Origin of the sequence: Desulfobulbus rhabdoformis, assembly GCF_016919065.1 — a bacterium.
Lineage (GTDB): Bacteria > Desulfobacterota > Desulfobulbia > Desulfobulbales > Desulfobulbaceae > Desulfobulbus > Desulfobulbus rhabdoformis.
In genome coordinates this window covers 122,564-135,892 of sequence record NZ_JAFFQA010000007.1, presented here as the reverse complement: position 1 = coordinate 135,892, position 13,329 = coordinate 122,564, and the positions used below count along the sequence as shown (strand labels likewise).

14 protein-coding genes are annotated in these 13,329 nt (G+C 52.9%); 7 read left to right on the top strand and 7 right to left on the bottom strand.

The annotated features are described in order from the left end of the window. Both cobJ and JWJ90_RS05645 read left to right on the top strand, forming a co-directional pair. On the top strand, positions 1-771 hold the full coding sequence (cobJ, locus tag JWJ90_RS05650; protein WP_205226227.1) for a precorrin-3B C(17)-methyltransferase: 771 nt from the start codon (positions 1-3) through the stop codon (positions 769-771). Positions 772-1,258: 487 nt separating this feature from the next. Next, positions 1,259-2,566 carry a helix-turn-helix domain-containing protein gene (locus JWJ90_RS05645; RefSeq protein WP_205226226.1) on the top strand — a complete coding sequence of 436 codons (1,308 nt, stop codon included), beginning with the start codon at positions 1,259-1,261 and terminating at the stop codon, positions 2,564-2,566. Positions 2,567-2,650: 84 nt separating this feature from the next. Here the strand turns inward: JWJ90_RS05645 and JWJ90_RS05640 are convergent, their stop codons facing one another. The 3 genes from JWJ90_RS05640 to JWJ90_RS05630 form a co-directional block, all read right to left on the bottom strand. Then, complete coding sequence (locus JWJ90_RS05640; RefSeq protein ID WP_205226225.1) at positions 2,651-4,288, bottom strand: glutamate synthase-related protein; 1,638 nt, start codon at positions 4,286-4,288, stop codon at positions 2,651-2,653. A gap of 199 nt (positions 4,289-4,487) precedes the next feature. Next, positions 4,488-5,219: a GAF and ANTAR domain-containing protein gene (locus tag JWJ90_RS05635; protein ID WP_205226224.1), complete on the bottom strand. Its 732-nt coding sequence runs from the start codon at positions 5,217-5,219 to the stop codon at positions 4,488-4,490. Then, entirely contained in the window at positions 5,216-5,458 is a 243-nt protein-coding gene (locus JWJ90_RS05630) for a hypothetical protein (RefSeq protein WP_205226223.1), read from the bottom strand. Before JWJ90_RS05630 ends, JWJ90_RS05635 begins: the two co-directional genes overlap by 4 nt. Before the next feature lie 758 nt (positions 5,459-6,216). On the opposite strand from JWJ90_RS05630, the gene JWJ90_RS05625 reads away from it, so the two are divergent. From JWJ90_RS05625 to JWJ90_RS05605, 5 genes are all read left to right on the top strand, one after another. Continuing rightward, on the top strand, positions 6,217-6,978 hold the full coding sequence (locus JWJ90_RS05625; RefSeq protein ID WP_205226222.1) for a DUF1538 domain-containing protein: 762 nt from the start codon (positions 6,217-6,219) through the stop codon (positions 6,976-6,978). Between the two features lie 133 nt (positions 6,979-7,111). Further along, positions 7,112-7,909, top strand: coding sequence for a DUF1538 domain-containing protein (locus JWJ90_RS05620; RefSeq protein ID WP_205226221.1), 798 nt, complete (start codon positions 7,112-7,114; stop codon positions 7,907-7,909). After that, positions 7,899-8,246 carry a P-II family nitrogen regulator gene (locus JWJ90_RS05615; RefSeq protein ID WP_205226220.1) on the top strand — a complete coding sequence of 116 codons (348 nt, stop codon included), beginning with the start codon at positions 7,899-7,901 and terminating at the stop codon, positions 8,244-8,246. The genes JWJ90_RS05620 and JWJ90_RS05615 overlap by 11 nt, the downstream gene beginning before the upstream one ends. 64 nt (positions 8,247-8,310) lie before the next feature. Beyond that, entirely contained in the window at positions 8,311-8,718 is a 408-nt protein-coding gene (locus JWJ90_RS05610) for a CBS domain-containing protein (RefSeq protein ID WP_205226219.1), read from the top strand. A 162-nt stretch (positions 8,719-8,880) separates the two neighbouring features. Next, on the top strand, positions 8,881-9,228 hold the full coding sequence (locus JWJ90_RS05605) for a cupin domain-containing protein (protein ID WP_205226218.1): 348 nt from the start codon (positions 8,881-8,883) through the stop codon (positions 9,226-9,228). A 201-nt stretch (positions 9,229-9,429) separates the two neighbouring features. Here the strand turns inward: JWJ90_RS05605 and JWJ90_RS05600 are convergent, their stop codons facing one another. The 4 genes from JWJ90_RS05600 to JWJ90_RS05585 all read right to left on the bottom strand — a co-directional run bounded on the left by JWJ90_RS05600 (position 9,430) and on the right by JWJ90_RS05585 (position 13,304). Next, positions 9,430-10,632 carry an MFS transporter gene (locus JWJ90_RS05600; RefSeq protein ID WP_205226217.1) on the bottom strand — a complete coding sequence of 401 codons (1,203 nt, stop codon included), beginning with the start codon at positions 10,630-10,632 and terminating at the stop codon, positions 9,430-9,432. Between the two features lie 357 nt (positions 10,633-10,989). After that, complete coding sequence (locus tag JWJ90_RS05595; RefSeq protein WP_205226216.1) at positions 10,990-11,415, bottom strand: EutP/PduV family microcompartment system protein; 426 nt, start codon at positions 11,413-11,415, stop codon at positions 10,990-10,992. Continuing rightward, the gene (locus tag JWJ90_RS05590) at positions 11,415-11,969 is read right to left on the bottom strand and encodes a BMC domain-containing protein (protein WP_205226215.1); all 555 of its coding nucleotides are present in this window, start codon (positions 11,967-11,969) and stop codon (positions 11,415-11,417) included. The genes JWJ90_RS05595 and JWJ90_RS05590 overlap by 1 nt, the downstream gene beginning before the upstream one ends. Before the next feature lie 15 nt (positions 11,970-11,984). Continuing rightward, the gene (locus JWJ90_RS05585; RefSeq protein WP_205226214.1) at positions 11,985-13,304 is read right to left on the bottom strand and encodes a 4Fe-4S dicluster domain-containing protein; all 1,320 of its coding nucleotides are present in this window, start codon (positions 13,302-13,304) and stop codon (positions 11,985-11,987) included. Positions 13,305-13,329 lie beyond the last annotated feature (25 nt).

Sequence of the window (13,329 nt, the reverse complement as noted above, 5' to 3'; positions counted from 1 at the left end):
ATGACAACAGGACAGGAGAGTGGAACCGGTTCTCTGATAGTGGTCGGGCTTGGCCCCGGCGCAAACGATCTCATGGCACCGCGGGCTCTGCGGGCATTGACCGACGCAGAGATCGTGCTCGGTTATCGCACCTATCTCGACTTGGTTCGCGATTGCCTGGGGCCAGAGACCGAGGTTATTTCCTCCTCCATGATGCAGGAGATCGATCGCTGCCGCAAGGCCCTGGAGCTGGCCCAAACCGGTAAGCGAGTGGCCCTGGTTTGTGGCGGCGACCCTGGCATCTATGCCATGGCCGGGCTCGTCTATGAGCTGGCCAAAACAGAAGAGGCCACCGTCCCCATCGATATCATTCCCGGCATCGCCGCGCTCAACTCCTGCGCAGCCATTCTGGGAGCCCCTTTGATGCATGACTTTGCCGCCATCAGCCTCTCGGACCTAATGACCCCCTGGGAGCTGATCGAAAAACGACTGGAGGCGGTTGCCCCGGCTGATTTTGTGGTGGTGATCTACAACCCCAAGTCCAAGAAACGTACCGACCAGATTGTCCGCGCCCGTGAGATCATGCTGGCAAGCCGCTCTCCCCAAACTCCGGTTGGTATCGTCAGTGGCGCAACCCGCGAGCACGAACAGGTACGCCTGACAACCCTGGAAAAGATGCTCGATGAAGAAATCGGCATGCAGACCACGGTTATCATCGGCAACTCCCAGACCTTTGTCTGGAAAGACAAGATGATCACACCCCGCGGCTACAGCAAAAAGTACGGGTTATAAACACCGCCGCATTATCTTTTTTGCGCCCAACACAGGGACACAGGGGCAAGCTCTTCCCGGTGTCCCTGGGCTGTCCCAGTTTCGTCCTATTTCTTCCAGTTTTCCCGTACAACCCGATCCGAACAAAAAGGGTGTTGCCAACGCCTTGCGGGTCTCTTCTTGTTTTTTTCACTCAAGCTCAGTAAACATCAAGCGCCATGAGATTGGGAGAAAAAGAAACTCTTCAACTTTCCCTGCTCCCAGGCAGAATACATCGCTGCCAGAGCAGCGGCTCTAGCTGATCATCAAGCCCCCTCAAAATACTGGCTCGTCCCCTTGCATATGCGACGCAATCTGTGTTTATAAAAGGAATTGCTCTGGGGGAACGAGATTCTACTAAACTTCTAGCCCCCTCTTGTTTGGGAAAGCCCAACAGTACTTTTTACATTGTCTTCCCAAAAGCACGACAGGCACTCGCTCTCCCCTTTTTACCGGAACACGTACAAGCATGGACCAAATAAAAAAACGGGTCTCCTCCGGGGTAGACCAGCTCGACAAGCTGCTCGGCAATCTGTTCATCGGCGATAATGTCCTCTGGTACGAGGATGCAGGCAGTTTTTCCTCAGCCTTCTGCTTGCATTTCATTCGCCAGTCATTGGCAGAAAAAAAGCCGGTGATCTATGTCAGCTTCGATCGCTCCCCTAAAAACGTGGTGACCTTTCTCGGATCTCTGGCTGAAAATCAAAACTTTACCATTCTCGACTGCTTTACCAACGGTAAGGGCGACAACTCAGAGGTCTTCAATAAATTCTATGAAAAGGATGGGGCGCAGTGGCCGTATCAGGTGGTCAAGGTCAATGCCCCAGACCATCCGACCCAGGTGAGTGAGGCGATCTACGGTTTACACTCCACGCTTTCCGGGGATACCCGTTTCATTCTCGACAGTCTGACCGGCATGCAGGACCTCTGGGGCGGTGAGGAGCAGGTCACGAAATTCTACGCCCGCACCTGTCCCCGGCTGTACGAGTTGGACACCATCGCCTATTGGATTGTTGAAAAAAGTGCCCACTCGAATCGTCTTAAGGCCAACATTAATAAAATTGCCCAGGTTGTGATTGATTTATCCGTCAAAAACGACAAATCACTGTTCAAAATACTCAAGGCGGAGAAACGCACCTCTCCGTTCATCAACAAGGCACAGGCCTTTACCTGTGAACAAGGCGAGATCAACTTTGACATATCGCGTGATTTTCCGGACCGGTTTGACCTGGGCGGACGAATCAGGGCTGTACGACAGCAACAGGGATTGTCACAAAAAGAGCTGGCAAAGAGGGCAAGCATGACCCCCAGCAGTATCTCCCAGATTGAAAAGAACCTGATATCGCCCTCTATTCCCGCCCTCTTCCGCCTGGCGGAAGGTCTGGCAGTCAGCATCACTACATTTTTTGAGGGAGCGTCTCCCCAGCAGGGAAACTGTGTATTTTCCGGAAACGATGGGGTGGGAGTGGCCTTTGCCAAGGGAATCAAGGGAACGATCACCGGGCAACGGTTGCTGCCACCGGATATTGGCGATACGGTTGCCGATCCCTACCTCCTCCGGATTGAGCCGGGACGAAAACTCACCGGGCATTTCTTCAATCACAAGGGTGAGGAGGCTGGATATCTCCTCCAAGGATCGCTGGCGCTTTTGGTCGACGGGCAATCTCGGGAGGCGCATGCCGGGGATCTGATTTACCTGCGCAAAGATATGCCGGAACAGTGGGAGAATATTGGAGAGACGACGGTAGAACTTCTGTGGATAAAGCTGCGGGGATGATGACTCCGGCGGGCGGGAAAAATTCTGCCCGCCGGAAACTAAGTGCTCCTGTCGAAAGAGAGGGAGCACAGGAAGACGACGCTCTCAGGTCATCAAGATCTTCCTTGCGCTCTCGTCTCGTGAATCGGTCATGTAGGTGATACCGGTTTCACGTGCGGTTTCTCGGTTTCCGGCAAAGATGTCGCCGCGACCGATCGTGCTCAACTGAAACTTTCTCGCCCCCGCCATGAGCTGCTGCAGACCGCAGGCGAGCTTGTCCGCCATGGTCCACATCGCAATCGCGCCATAGGGGATATTTTTCATCTCCTCGCGACCGACCTTCTTCTCCAGATCATAATAGGAGGCAAAGATGGCCTCGGGTGAAGTGCCCATGGCGCTGATGCTCGTCGGCAGTTTGTCCCAATTGCCGTTCAGGCGCTCCCGACGCTCGGGATGCAACGCCCCCTCGATGTTGGCTCCGAGGAAACCAGGGATCATGAGACCGCGTCCCATGCAGATCAGCTTGGTAAATGGCGCCCCCATGGCCAATCCTTTGAAAATCGAATCCTCCAAGGCAAATCCACCGGCAAAGGAGAGATCCACCACACGTTTTCCCTGAGCGGCAAGAAAGGAAGCATACTCATAGGCCTTGGAATGAAGATGTATTGAAGGTACGCCCCAACTCTGCATCATGTTCCAGGGGCTCATGCCGGTGCCGCCGCCAGAACCGTCTATGGTCAGCAGGTCAAGACCGGCCTCTGAGGCGAACTTAATCGCCATGGCCAGCTCCTCCATACCGTAGGATCCGGTTTTAAGAGAAATCCGCTTGAATCCGATCTTGCGCAGGTAATCCACCGACTTCATAAAATCTTCACGCACGAGATCAACCGTTGCCAGATCGGTTCCCCCGAGGCGACTGTGACGGGCAAAGGATTTGATCGCGCCTTTTTCAAAGGCCATCTGCACTTCCGGCAGGGTAGGATCAGGGTCAACGATGTAGCCGCGGTTCTTGAGAAACTGGGCGTAGTTGATACTCGCGACCTGAATTTCGCCACCGATATCTTTGGCCCCCTGCCCCCACTTCAACTCAACGATACAACGCTCACCGTATTTTTCGACCACATACTCGGCGACACCGTTGCGGGTGTCCTCCACGTTCAGTTGAACGATAATCGCACCGTAGCCATCAAAATAACGCAAATAAGTATCGATACGACGGTCCAACTCAGGCGCTTTGATAATGCGTCCGTTCTTGATCTCAGCGGCTTTATCCACACCGACCACGTTCTCGCCGACCACGATCGGGATCCCGACCAACGAACCGCCGACCGCAAAAGAATCCCAATATTTTGCCGCGATAAAGGTCGACCCGAGCGCTCCGGTCATCAAAGGAAGACGGCTCTTGGTTTTGACCGTATTGCCGAATTCGGTGGTTAAATCAACATTGGGAAAAATACAGTTATTGGGATTGCTGGAAAGCCCCTGCGCCATACCGTGGGCTCCGTAGGCATAGCCCTGGATGCGCAACGAATTATAGGAAACGCCAACATGAGTAGTGTTGTTGGCCCCGGCGGTCACCACACCAAAATCCCGGGGGTAGAGCAATTTCCGCCCGACCAGGCTGGATTTCCAGGTCTCGCATTGCCCTTTGCAATCAGCTCGGCACAGTGTGCACAGGCCGGATTCCGCAGGATTCCCTCTATTGATGGTACCAAGGACATCATTATTTTTTGAAAATCGCATAGTTCTCCCTCATCTGATACTTGAAGAGTGCTTCGGCAAAAAAAAAACGCCTATCCCCTTGAAAACCAGGGGACAGACGCCATTGTCCGAATATTCGTCACCATATGCTGGACACGCCGTTGTGGCCAACACACGAGAGGAAATTTATTATAAATTAATCAATGCGTCAATAAATAATTTTCACTGAAAATATTACTTGTCAGCCACACAGTTCTATGGAGAGCAGAACAGCCTCTGCGATCTCAAGGACGCTTCGCCTTCCATCCATACTCTGCTTCCGCAGCCAGCGATAGGCCTCGTCTCCATTGACGTTCAACCGCTCCATAACGATTTCTTTTGCGCGCTCAATAGTCTTGCGAGACTTAAGTTCCTCCTCGATCAAACGGGTACGGACAACAAGTTCACTGGTATGGATGGCCAGAGCCGCCTGGTTGGCAACAGCCGATAACAGGTTGAGATCCGTGGAAGAAAACTCATGGGCCTTTGACGTGAAGCAGTTGAGTACGCCGACCACCTTGCGTTTTTTCCCAAGCAACGGCACCCCGGCCATGGACACCAGCCCCAGCTTCTTGGCCATTTTCTTTTCTTTGAAAATTTCGCATTGAAGTACATCGGCAATGACCAGCGGCTGGCTGGTGGAGTTCACATGACCTACCACCCCCTCACCCATTCCCAAGGTCCGATCAATCATGTATTCCGCTTCAATGGCCTGGGTGGCCTTGAGGCGCAGTACCGGTGGCTGAACATCCTCATCGATCAACCATAACGAGCAGATATCCACCCCGGTGACCCGTGCCACCACCATCACCATCAATTTAAACACGTCTTCTAAAAACAGATCCGAAGTAACGGCCCTGCTGATATCGGTCAACGCTTTTATATAGTGATCATAACTTGGCAAATCGTATTCTATTTCCTGGGGTGCACTCATTGCACTTCAGCCTGCTTGAGGTACTCCATACCCTTGCGAGTAATAAGGCAAAGGCGATGCTCCATGTTACTTTGGATCACCCCCATATCATTCATCACCTTAATCAGGAGCACGGTTTCCGGCATACTTATCTGCAACCGATGGGCGATGGCATCAGAACGCACCGGTTCTGGTTGGGGATTGCGGAGATTCAGCGAGAGCATCTGGAGAATTTGCAACTTTTTGCGACCAAGAGACATGGGAAACCTCAGAGATGGATTTACCTGTACAGGAGAGACGTTTCTCAGATAGAAGCCTGGTACCGCCGCTCACCAATGGACAGCTTTTCTCTTAGCGATTCACAGTTCTCTTTGCAAGAAAAATTTATTCTAAATTAATCATTGTGCAAATAAATTATTTTAAATAAATAACCGGCTTGTAAAAAACTTCACCAAGGCCTCACACGCCACTTTGGATGACTCCGCAGTGGCCCGGCCCCGAGCGGTCCCCTGTTGGCGTCAACACCAAGGCATGGCAGATTTGCCAAGAACAACACTCATGCCACCGACTTTGTTTGCAAAAATTCACAAAACCTGTACAATGACATCCCGTAACAGAATGACATGTTTCGTCCTCCTCCGGTTCAATTTTCCTCAACGAGAGCGTTCCGCTCCGGTTGCTTTTTTTGTGCCAGGCAACAGAGGCGCCTTGAATAGTTGCTTTTACTGCCAAGCTCTCTCGGCCTCGCCGGGCAGGCTCACCTTGGCCGCATAAGCCATTCTTCAAGCCATCCTCGACAGCGCTTGGCGTTTTAGAATAAAGGGAATCTTAAATAATTGCTTTTTCTTCCAATCCCGGCGTCACGCTTAAAATTTTATCCTCGGAATATCACATATATGCCTGCGGTAAAATTTTGCGCAATCCTTGGCCTTGATTGAAAAATCTAATTATTCAAGACACCCTAAAAAGAAGCCACTACTCCGTTTTTTTCGCCCCTTTGAACCGTTCTGCCCTAGCGATGCAATTAAAAGCCCACAAAATTTTTCTCGCCAACGCAGCCTATATCACCAAAAAACTGCGAGCAGCCTCTGCCGATCTGCTGCCCATTGTCTTGGTCATAGGCCTGTTCCAGTTTGTCATTATCCGTAAACCACTCCCCAACCTGGGGGACATTCTCATGGGAACCGGACTGGTCGTTATTGGTCTGAGTATGTTTATTGAAGGGCTGGAAAGGGCTCTCTTTCCCCTGGGCGAGGGCATGGCCCATGCACTTACCCGCAAAGGCAGCCTGTTCTGGCTCTTGATTTTCAGTTTTGCCATCGGCTTCTCAACCACCGTTGCCGAACCGGCCCTCATAGCCATTGCCAAAGAGGCGGCCGACATTGCCGTTACCGGGGGCCTGCTTGAAGATACGCCCAAGACCAAAAATCTCTACAGCCTGGGGCTTCGCATGACGGTCGCCTTTTCAGTCGGCTTTGCCATCCTCCTAGGCGTAATGCGCATTTTGAAAAACTGGCCGCTGCATTATCTGATTATAGGCGGCTACTGCGTGGTCATGGCACTGACCTTAGTTGCCCCCGAGGAAATCATCGGCATTGCCTACGACTCCGGCGGAGTGACCACCTCAACGATCACCGTCCCCCTGGTCACCGCACTGGGCGTTGGCCTGGCCACCGTTATCCGTGGACGCAATCCTCTCACCGACGGGTTTGGTATGATCGCCTTTGCCTCCCTTTTGCCTATGATGTTTGTCATGGGCTATGGGTTGGTCGTCTTTTAACCTCGGTCCACTGCAACCGGTGCATCCGATAGAGCCCCTCGGATTCTGGCCTGCATTGTACTCATCCCCATGACAGACATTTTGTTACAGCCTCACCACCTGATTGCACCGTGGTTGCAGGCGGAGATTTAGCATGGACTATCTGCATCATTTTGGAAAAGACTTTCTTTCGACCTGCCGGGACCTGCTGCCCATTGTCCTCTTATTCGGTTTTTTCCAGACAGTTGTCATCAAAAAGCCCATTCCCCATCTACGCAATATTTTGGTTGGGACGCTCTATGTGGTCATCGGCTTGACCTTTTTCCTGCTTGGTCTGGAAAAAGCGCTCTTTCCCCTGGGAAAAATCATGGCAAGCCAGTTGGCCGACCCGACCTTTCTCCAAGGCAGTCAAGCAAGCATCGACCTCACTGATTGGACTAACTACGGCTGGATCTATCTTTTTGCAGCCCTGATTGGTTTTGCCACCACCATTGCCGAGCCTTCGCTCATTGCCATTGCCCTGAAAGCGGCCGAGGTCTCCAGCGGCGGCATTAATGCCTGGGCTCTGCGCATATCCGTTGCCGTTGGCGTCGCCGTGGGGATCAGCCTGGGCACCTTGCGGATAGTCACCGGCACGCCCCTTTACTTGTATATCCTGGCCGGGTATATCGTGGTATTATTCCAGACCTGTTTTGCTCCCAAATCAATTCTGGCCATTGCCTATGATTCCGGCGGCGTTACCACGTCCACGGTGACCGTCCCCATTGTCGCGGCTCTTGGCCTCGGGCTGGCGGCAATGGTTCCCGGCAGAAATCCGGCCATTGACGGCTTTGGTCTTATTGCCTTTGCCAGCCTTTTTCCGATCATAGCCGTTCTGGGCTACGGCCAGTATGCCCTGTGGATGGTCTCACGAACCAAGAAACACTACCAGGAGCCAACTCATGAAGTTTAAAATCATCCTCGCCTCGGTCAAAACAGATATCACCGACGCCGTGGTCGATGCCGCCAAGGATGCCGGTGCCACCGGGGCAACCATCATCCCGGCACGCGGCACCGGAATGCGTGAGGCCAAGACCTTCTTCGGTCTTACTCTGGAGGCACCAACGGATATCATCTTGTTACTGCTTGAAGAACATATTGTCCGCCCCGTGCTGGATGCCATCTCCACGGCAGGACAATTTGACAAGCCCGGCACGGGTATTGCTTTTGTTCTTCCGGTCGAGTCGGTCATTGGCCTGGAAAGCCAACTGGAAAAATTTAAGGAAGAGGTGCGAAAGCAGTACTTTTAGGCAAACGACAGGGCGGGCAACCGCAGACCAAACCTTTTTTTATCAATTCCATAAGAGAACAGCCATGACAGCAACAGAGAAGATCATTCGTGGACGTGATGTGATGAACCCCAACATCATCGCCATTGACGGTATGGCCACGGTCAAAGAGGCCGCAGCCATGATGCGTGATGCCAGGGTGCATAGCCTCTTGGTCAAAAAACGCAACGAAGATGATGCCTGGGGCCTACTCTCCGTCCAGGACATTATCAACGGCGTCCTTATTCCCGGCAAAAAAGCAGACGAGGTCAATGTCTACGAGATCATGGCCAAACCAGCTTTGTCGGTCCCCGCGGACATGGACATTCGCTACATTGCCCGCCTGCTGCACCGTGTAGGCATGCGCCGGGCGCCGGTTGAAGACAAGGGAGAGTTGGTGGGCATGGTGACCCTCAGCTCCCTGGTCCTCGATTGCGATCTGTTCCTTCGCTAACACACTCGTTTATACACAGTCTGCCATTGTAGTACTTTTTCTTCACTTGGGAGAGGGAGAGAAACATCGCAACGCCATCATGGCACTGGCAACAAAAGGACGGAGACCATCTGTACCAATGTACGATCCCCCTCCATGGTTGGTCGCAGCAGAAAAAGCTCTATGCGTGAAAAAGAATATTTTTTTGAGGAAGGCTGCTTCATAACGGAGCTGCACAACTCTCTGGACGATCCCCAGGTCTCTGTGGCCCGGGCGCGGGTTCGCCCCGGAGAGACAACCCGCTGGCATCGACTCGAGGGAATTTGCGAGCGCTATCTGATTCTTGAAGGGATAGGCCAAGCTGAAATCGGTAATGCGTCACCACAACAGGTCATGCCCGGAGAGACTATCCACATCCCACCGGGAGCCCGGCAACGCATCACCAACACGGGAACGAGTGATCTTATCTTTCTTGCGGTGTGTACGCCTCGTTTTGTTCCGGAGGCGTATAAAGATCTTGAAGTAGATTAAAGGGAATCTTGAATAATTGCTTTTTCTGCCAATCTCTGCGTCATACTCAAAATTTTATCCTCGGAATATCAACTATATGCCTGCGGTAAAATTTTTCACAATCCTTGACCTTGATTGAAAAATCTAATTACTCAAGACACCCTAAAGTGTGAGCGCTCACTTCTCAGCAGTCAATATTTCGTTTCAAAATGGCTAGTTACTCTATATCTCATTATAACGAGGGATCTTCTGAGGAGAGCCGTAAATCACGGTAAAGAAAAACAAGGCCACAATAATAATCGCCCCCGTGACCACAAAGCCACGATGGAAGCCGTAGTTGTGGATAACCATGCCCATGCCGATAGCACAGCACAACATTCCTGCATAGACACAGGTATTGTAGCAGCCCATGGCCAGCCCCCGAATGTGTCCGGGAACAGAGTCGGCAATGAGAGCGCAGATAACAGTAAAGGCGACGCCCATGCTCAAGCCCATGGCAGAGGAAGCACAGAGCAGGGTAACCAGGGAATGGCAAAGGGAGAAGGACGCATTGGCCAGGGCAAAAAAGAACAAACCACCGCTGACAAGCAGTCGGCGATCGCGGATTCTATCACAGAGCCATCCCGCGGGAATCCTGGCGACGGCATTGGCGAGCGCCTGAACCGCACAGACAATCCCCACGGCCACGGTTGGCAGCCCCAGACTACGCACATAGAGTGGGACAAAGGTAATAAACATACCAAAGCCCATGCAGGCTCCAACCGTCACCAACAGACAGGCGAGCAAACGCCGGTTCTTTGCCAGTTGCCGCAGGGTGGTCAAAAAATCACTTGTCGGTGCAGCCCGGCGTAAATGACGGGGCGGATCCGGCAGGCGGAAAAAGGTGACCACCATCATCATCGCAATCATGCAACCGGAACAGACGAAGACCGCTCGAAAGCCGATCAGGCCACCTAAAAAGCCACCGGCTGCTGGCCCCAGGGTCATGCCGCAGTAAAGGGCCATGGTGTACCAGCCAAAGGCATTCCCCAGAGCCTCTGGCGGTGTGATATCAGCAACATAGGACATCAAGGTCGGCGTCACCGCGGCCATGCCCACCCCAAAAAAGAGGTAAATGACTCCCATCTGTAGAGGCGTCTGCGAGATGGTCAGCAGGAGCGAGGAGCTTGCAAGAAGTATCAAGCCCACTAAGAGGGGACGACGTCGCCCGATCTTATCGGAGAGCAGACCGGATGGAATGGAGAGCAGCCCAGCCATACACATGAAGGCGCTGTTGATCCAGCCGACCTGGACCGTATCCGCCCCCAGCGAGACCGCAAAGAGGGGGACCACAGGGATACGCATAAACGAGCCGAGGAAACAAAAAAAAGCAATGATGCAGGTAGTCAGCAGAAGGCGACCTGCCGATGGGAGTGTTTGGGGCATAACAGTTTCGACAAACAACAACGCCGCAGCCCACCAGAAGCGATGGACCGCGGCTTCGTTAGAAAGTAACAAAGGATCGTAAGGGGGGCCGTTTTACTGGTGCGAGACAAGTTCAGCGGCAGGCTGACCCACCTGCTCAAAATGGGCTGGCTTCTGTTGCACATCATCGACTGCCCGCAGGCCCACGAAAACCAGAGGTGTCAGGGAAAAAAATCGCTACTATAGCGCTCTCCACCAAAAGATGAAACCTGAATCCGTGGCAGCGGATGGTTACCCAACGACGTATTTTTCTCAAGCGGTGAAGATTGTTAAAAAATATCGTTTGCTTCAGCGTTACCCTCTGTCACGGATTCAAAGTCAGTCTTGCAGCAAACTCAACAGTTGATCAATCCCCTGCTGAGAGACGGCGCTGGTCGAGAAAATGGTCTCCACACCGGCCATCTTGAGAAATTTCTCGGCCCGGGCTGGCTCGATTTGATCCGCATCGTTCTTGGTGATTATACCAATGACCGGTTTATTGAACATGGCCGCAAATTTGGGAGGGAAGATACTCTTTTTGCGGGTCCCATCCTGAATAAAGCCGATGATATCGGCCTTATTGGCGGAGACCAGAAGAGCTGAATAATACATTCGGTTTTCCGCGAACTCGCCGGGCGTATCCACCACACATCCGGAGAATTTAACCGCCTGGGTCTTCAGGTAGGCGATCGCCTGGCCGTTGAGGGCCTGGGTCAGCGAGGTTTTCCCAGAGCCTGTCTGCCCGACAAACATGATTTTCTTCATCAGATAAATTCTTTGAGCACTTCAGGTGTTGCTGCGGGGATAATCACGCGGTTGACCAGCAGCCCGGATTCTCTGATCGCATCTGTTGCCGCATCCACCGCCGCCTGGATTGCAGCGGTGTCCCCCAGGGCGAGAAAATATCCCTTGCCGCCAATGGCCATGGACACGTGAACCCGGAGCAGGAGGATATTTGCGGCCTTGACCGCTGCATCAGCCGCCTCAATGATCGGGGTTGCCGCAAAGGTCTCGACAATTCCCAGAGAACGGTAGCTGCACTCAGAGGCGTCTACACTGCCGGAGAGCGCTGCAAAGACCTGGGGATCGACATTGGCGATATGCAGCGATTCGATGAGAAAGCCTCTCGAGACCACCTTTCCTGTCTCAAGTGCTGCCTCCACGGCGGAGACACTGCCTCCGATGACGACAATGAACTTCCCCGAACAGATAGTGCGAGCGATCAAAATGTGCACATCAGCTGCCTTGAGCATGGCATCCTCTGCCTCATAGCCACTGGCAATGCTGGATAATTCTAAAATTCCTATGGAATGGGCCATGTGTTACATCCTTAATTATTCGGAATATGCAAGCGTGAGCGTGATAGCCTGATCATCAACCTCGCTGACCTGTCCAGCCAGCGGTGCGTGGATCTCGGCGCCCAAGGCGTCTCCCACGGTTGCAATCTTTTGTCCCTGCTGGACCTGATCACCAACGCTGACCACCGGGGTTGCGGGTGCACCGATATGCTGGCGCAGGAGTAGGCGCAGCGTTTGTGGCGCAAACTGATGCTCGCTGAGATCACCACTGTCGGGAAATAGGTCCAGATTCAGCATCCGTTTTAGCCGTTTGGAGGGTGTCTTGCGGTAGGGGGCTAGGGGATGGGGTTCGTTCTCAAGCGCTCCCTGATACTGTATTTTCTTTGTCAGGGCTTTTGCCCGATTGTTGATGCACACCTGTGAGGGAAAGAGCCCCTCCGGACAGGAAACAAAGGAGCAGAGATTGCACTGACAGCAGTACAGGGCATGGGTCTGGATCTCGTTCTCCCCTGCTCCGTCCTGGTGAAACACCAGCGAACGCATGGCCTTGTGTGGTTGAATAGGATGCCCCAGGAGGTATCGAGGACAAAGCTCGGTGCAGATGGTGCACTGATCGCAGGCGGCCTTACCGATTTGATTGACCCGCTTTTCACTGGCCATGATGCGGTATTTTTGAATTAAAACATGATCCTGGGGAAAAACAAGCAGACCTGCCGTGGTCTTGGTGACCGGCAGGGAAAGATCCTCCACAATCTTGCCCATCATGGGGCCGCCCTCGATGATGGTGAAATCTCTGATCGTAGGGCAGGCATAGTCTATGATTTCCTGAAAGGAGATCCCCAAAGGCACCTCGAAGGTCTGGCGTTTTTCAACAGCACCGCCCACATTGAGAAACTTTGTTGTCACCGGACGGGCCGTGCCGATATTGTAGAGCGACTCCACATTACTGACCACAATCCCCCGTGAGATGGGGAGGGCGCCGGGTCCGATGATGACACCGGTTGTCTCCCTGATCAGGGTCAGCTCATCACCGGCAGGATAAAAATCATCCACCGGGCAGAGCTCGACCTGAACGGGCAAACGTTCGTTTAAGTGCGCAATCAGCCCCGTATGCTTTTTCTTGATGCCGATGATCCCTTTGCTGGCGGAGACCAGCCCCATCAGGGTTTGCAGCCCTTGAAAAAACAGGTCGGTTGCATGCAGTAAAAGCTGCTTGTCCTTATGCAAAAGGGGCTCGCACTCCGCAGCATTGACCAGAACGATTTCCGCCTGGGACTGCGCTTTGACATAGGTGGGAAACCCGGCACCACCGGCACCGACCACCCCGTTTTCTTTCATCTGTTGAACAGTATTCATGAGAATGCTCAGGGAAGTTTATCTG

Coding starts and splice junctions, on each gene's coding strand:
- JWJ90_RS05635 (WP_205226224.1), bottom strand. CDS start 5,219: ATGAGTGCACCCCAGGAAATAGAATACGATTTGCCAAGTTATGATCAC.
- JWJ90_RS05640 (WP_205226225.1), bottom strand. CDS start 4,288: ATGCGATTTTCAAAAAATAATGATGTCCTTGGTACCATCAATAGAGGG.
- JWJ90_RS05645 (WP_205226226.1), top strand. CDS start 1,259: ATGGACCAAATAAAAAAACGGGTCTCCTCCGGGGTAGACCAGCTCGAC.
- JWJ90_RS05615 (WP_205226220.1), top strand. CDS start 7,899: ATGAAGTTTAAAATCATCCTCGCCTCGGTCAAAACAGATATCACCGAC.
- JWJ90_RS05595 (WP_205226216.1), bottom strand. CDS start 11,415: ATGAAGAAAATCATGTTTGTCGGGCAGACAGGCTCTGGGAAAACCTCG.
- JWJ90_RS05600 (WP_205226217.1), bottom strand. CDS start 10,632: ATGCCCCAAACACTCCCATCGGCAGGTCGCCTTCTGCTGACTACCTGC.
- JWJ90_RS05625 (WP_205226222.1), top strand. CDS start 6,217: ATGCAATTAAAAGCCCACAAAATTTTTCTCGCCAACGCAGCCTATATC.
- JWJ90_RS05620 (WP_205226221.1), top strand. CDS start 7,112: ATGGACTATCTGCATCATTTTGGAAAAGACTTTCTTTCGACCTGCCGG.
- JWJ90_RS05610 (WP_205226219.1), top strand. CDS start 8,311: ATGACAGCAACAGAGAAGATCATTCGTGGACGTGATGTGATGAACCCC.
- JWJ90_RS05605 (WP_205226218.1), top strand. CDS start 8,881: ATGCGTGAAAAAGAATATTTTTTTGAGGAAGGCTGCTTCATAACGGAG.
- JWJ90_RS05585 (WP_205226214.1), bottom strand. CDS start 13,304: ATGAATACTGTTCAACAGATGAAAGAAAACGGGGTGGTCGGTGCCGGT.
- JWJ90_RS05630 (WP_205226223.1), bottom strand. CDS start 5,458: ATGTCTCTTGGTCGCAAAAAGTTGCAAATTCTCCAGATGCTCTCGCTG.
- cobJ (WP_205226227.1), top strand. CDS start 1: ATGACAACAGGACAGGAGAGTGGAACCGGTTCTCTGATAGTGGTCGGG.
- JWJ90_RS05590 (WP_205226215.1), bottom strand. CDS start 11,969: ATGGCCCATTCCATAGGAATTTTAGAATTATCCAGCATTGCCAGTGGC.